Genomic DNA, 2,826 nt, shown 5'->3' on the forward strand with positions numbered 1-2,826 from the left:
AGCTATTACTGCTTATAGAGGTGTTTTAAAAAATGCTCAGTTCGGTCAACTATGGGTGGGAAATCATCAGCCATCGAATGTGAAGTCGGTTTTTGCTTCTATACAAAAACTCAATAATTATCTGAACGATGACTCAACTTCAAACTTAGCTACTGACTATTATGACTATATTGTCATTGATGAGGTACATCATGTTTCTGCGTCCAGTTACCGAAAAGTGCTAGAGCATTTTGATTCAAAAATATTACTTGGATTAACGGCTACACCTGAGCGACATGACGGTGCGAATATATTAGATGATTTTTGTGGCGTCATAGCCGCGGAAATAAGACTTCCTGATGCGATAAATCAAAAACATCTTTGCCCTTTTCAATACTTTGCAATTGATGATGGGACCGATTTAACAAAGGTGAAATGGACGAGTGGTAAATACGACCAAGATGAATTGACGAATGTATACACCCAAAATGATCAACGATTGAAAAATATTCTTTTAAACCTTGGTCAAACGGTTACAGATGTCTCGAAGATGCGTGCACTTGGCTTTTGTGTCAATAAAGCTCATGCCGAATACATGTCCGAAAAGTTTAAAGAGAGAGGCATTAAAGCAGGTGTTTTAACAAGTAGTAACTCCAAAGAAAGAAGTTCACTTATTCAAAAATTAGAATTGCGACAGATTAACATATTGTTTGTCGTTGATATGTTTAATGAAGGTGTCGATATTCCAGAACTCGATACCTTGTTGATGCTACGCCCAACGGAAAGCTTAACCGTATTCTTGCAGCAACTAGGTCGTGGGCTTCGATTAACTGATGATAAAGAATGTTGTACCGTGCTGGATTTTGTTGGCAACGCACACGTAAATTATGATTTCTCACACAAATTTAGAGGACTCATTGGCAAAACAAATCATTCTCTGCAAAAGGAAATAGAAAAAGGCTTCCCTCATGCACCACTGGGTTGCCATATTGAGTTACAGAGAGTCGCTCAAAGTCGAATCCTAACCAATATTAATAACGCCACGCCAAATAAGCGCAAGTTACTGAACAAAATAAATAATTTTAGTAACGAGAGCGCTTTGAGTTTAACTTTGCGAAACTTTCTCGTCATTAACAGTGAAATAAAGCTCGAAGATATTTATAAGCCTAATCAATCTGGCGTAGGCGGCTGGACCGCACTAAATTCCGTAGCGCAAAATAAAGAAGTAGATGTCGAGCAAAAGCCAATATTTAAAGCGTATTATCGAGCGATAAAAAACAGGTTACTCCAGAATACCTCTCTGAGTTATCTGAAATTTGTGTTGTTGTTAAGTCAGAATGACTTTGAACCAGAGCATTGTGTGGGCCATTTATTTAGTGAACAGCAAGTTGAGCAGTTCTCGTTAATGGTGCATTTTGACTTTTGGGATAAGACTGGACAAAACTTAGGATTCCAAAGTGTTAATGAGAGTTTGTTAGCACTAAGACATAAAGATCTACAGACTGAATTAGAAGACGTTTTGGCCATCCTTATAGAACAACTCCACACAATAGAATTCCCGATGCCTCCAACAAATAGCGCTGTTGTTAATGAGTCTTCCTTGAATATGCACTCAAGGTACACCAAAGAGCAAATACTAGTAGGACTCGGTGCCTCGCGATTTGACTTTAAAAATCCGACTAAAGAAGGCGTTGTTAGCATTGATAACGGCCGGGCCGAAATATTCTTTGTTACCCTAAACAAGAATGACAAAGAATTTTCGGCGACAACTATGTACCACGATTATGCAGTCAGTGAGACATTGTTCCATTGGCAAAGCCAAAATGCGTCTCATCCTCGCACAGGCCGAGGCCTAGGCTATATTGAGCAAGCCAGAAACAAAAAGACATTTATTTTGTTTGTCAGAGAGCAAAGCAAAGACCAATACGGAAAAGCGATGGGATTTGTAAACTTTGGCCCAGTTAAGTTTGTGCGTTATGAGGGAGAAAGGCCAATGAACATTACTTGGAAACTAGCGCACCCAATGCCTTCATTCATGTGGACAGAAACGGCAAAATTGGCTGTGGGTTAGAAGTTATGAGGACCTTACTACGTTATTCAAAACAACAGCAAGGCCAAGAAATTAGCGAACGAAATTAAATTAATCCGGCTTTTTTCTCTTCGTATTGCTCTTTAGTCAATACGCCTTTTTCAAATAATGAATGCAGCTTTTCTAATTGTTCTAGGTTGTCGCTGTCGTTGGCGTTACCAGACTTAGAAAGGGCAATTGATGAATTCTCTACACCTAGTTTGGCATTGGCTTCTTCGACCATTTTGAAGGTGAAATACACATCGAGCATCCACCAGATAAACCAAACCCCTAAGAATATCCAACCCACAAAAAAGAGCATTGTGACCCATCCGACGATAACTAAAGCTAATTGAGTCAGGGCAGTTTTTGTATGACCAAGATAAAGGCGGTGAGCGCCAGCCCAACCTGAGAACCACCACAATAGGTAAGCTACGAGTGTATTCTTGCCTACGATTTGTACTTTAACATTCATATTTTGTTCGCTCATTTACATCTCCTATTTTAAATTGAGCTTCCATGTACTTATATCTACTTGATCACAACTAACTGATTTTCTAATAGATATTAACAATTTTTAACAGGTTGGTACCCAAAAGACAACAAATGTTAATTAACCTAACCCAACATCCCAGCCTCTATCGCCACAAACTTATCAACACTGCGAATTAGCAGGTTTGCAGTAAGCTTTTCGACACCATAAACCATTGTTGTGATTGGGTGTCGTTGTTTGATGGTGCGCATCAGCAGTTCGAAGTCGCCGTCGCCAGATAATAGAA

3 protein-coding genes are annotated in these 2,826 nt (G+C 39.3%); 1 reads left to right on the top strand and 2 read right to left on the bottom strand.

Going from position 1 to position 2,826, the window contains the following annotated elements; translation table 11 throughout:
• Positions 1-2,050, top strand: a 2,050-nt coding sequence (locus tag AC4E96_RS13970) for a DUF3427 domain-containing protein (protein WP_490256262.1), incomplete at its 5' end; no start/stop codon positions are given.
• A gap of 64 nt (positions 2,051-2,114) precedes the next feature.
• Here the strand turns inward: AC4E96_RS13970 and AC4E96_RS13975 are convergent.
• Together AC4E96_RS13975 and AC4E96_RS13980 are read right to left on the bottom strand one after the other, a co-directional pair.
• Positions 2,115-2,537, bottom strand: coding sequence for an NINE protein (locus AC4E96_RS13975; RefSeq protein ID WP_490256263.1), 423 nt, complete (start codon positions 2,535-2,537; stop codon positions 2,115-2,117).
• Positions 2,538-2,665: 128 nt separating this feature from the next.
• Positions 2,666-2,826: NYN domain-containing protein (locus AC4E96_RS13980; RefSeq protein ID WP_490256264.1), on the bottom strand; the 161-nt coding region annotated here is incomplete at its 5' end.

Source organism: Psychrosphaera sp., from assembly GCF_982872775.1.

What these genes read in the sequence shown, in the direction of transcription:
- AC4E96_RS13975 (WP_490256263.1), bottom strand. Translation starts at nt 2,537, where the DNA reads ATGAGCGAACAAAATATGAATGTTAAAGTACAAATCGTAGGCAAGAAT.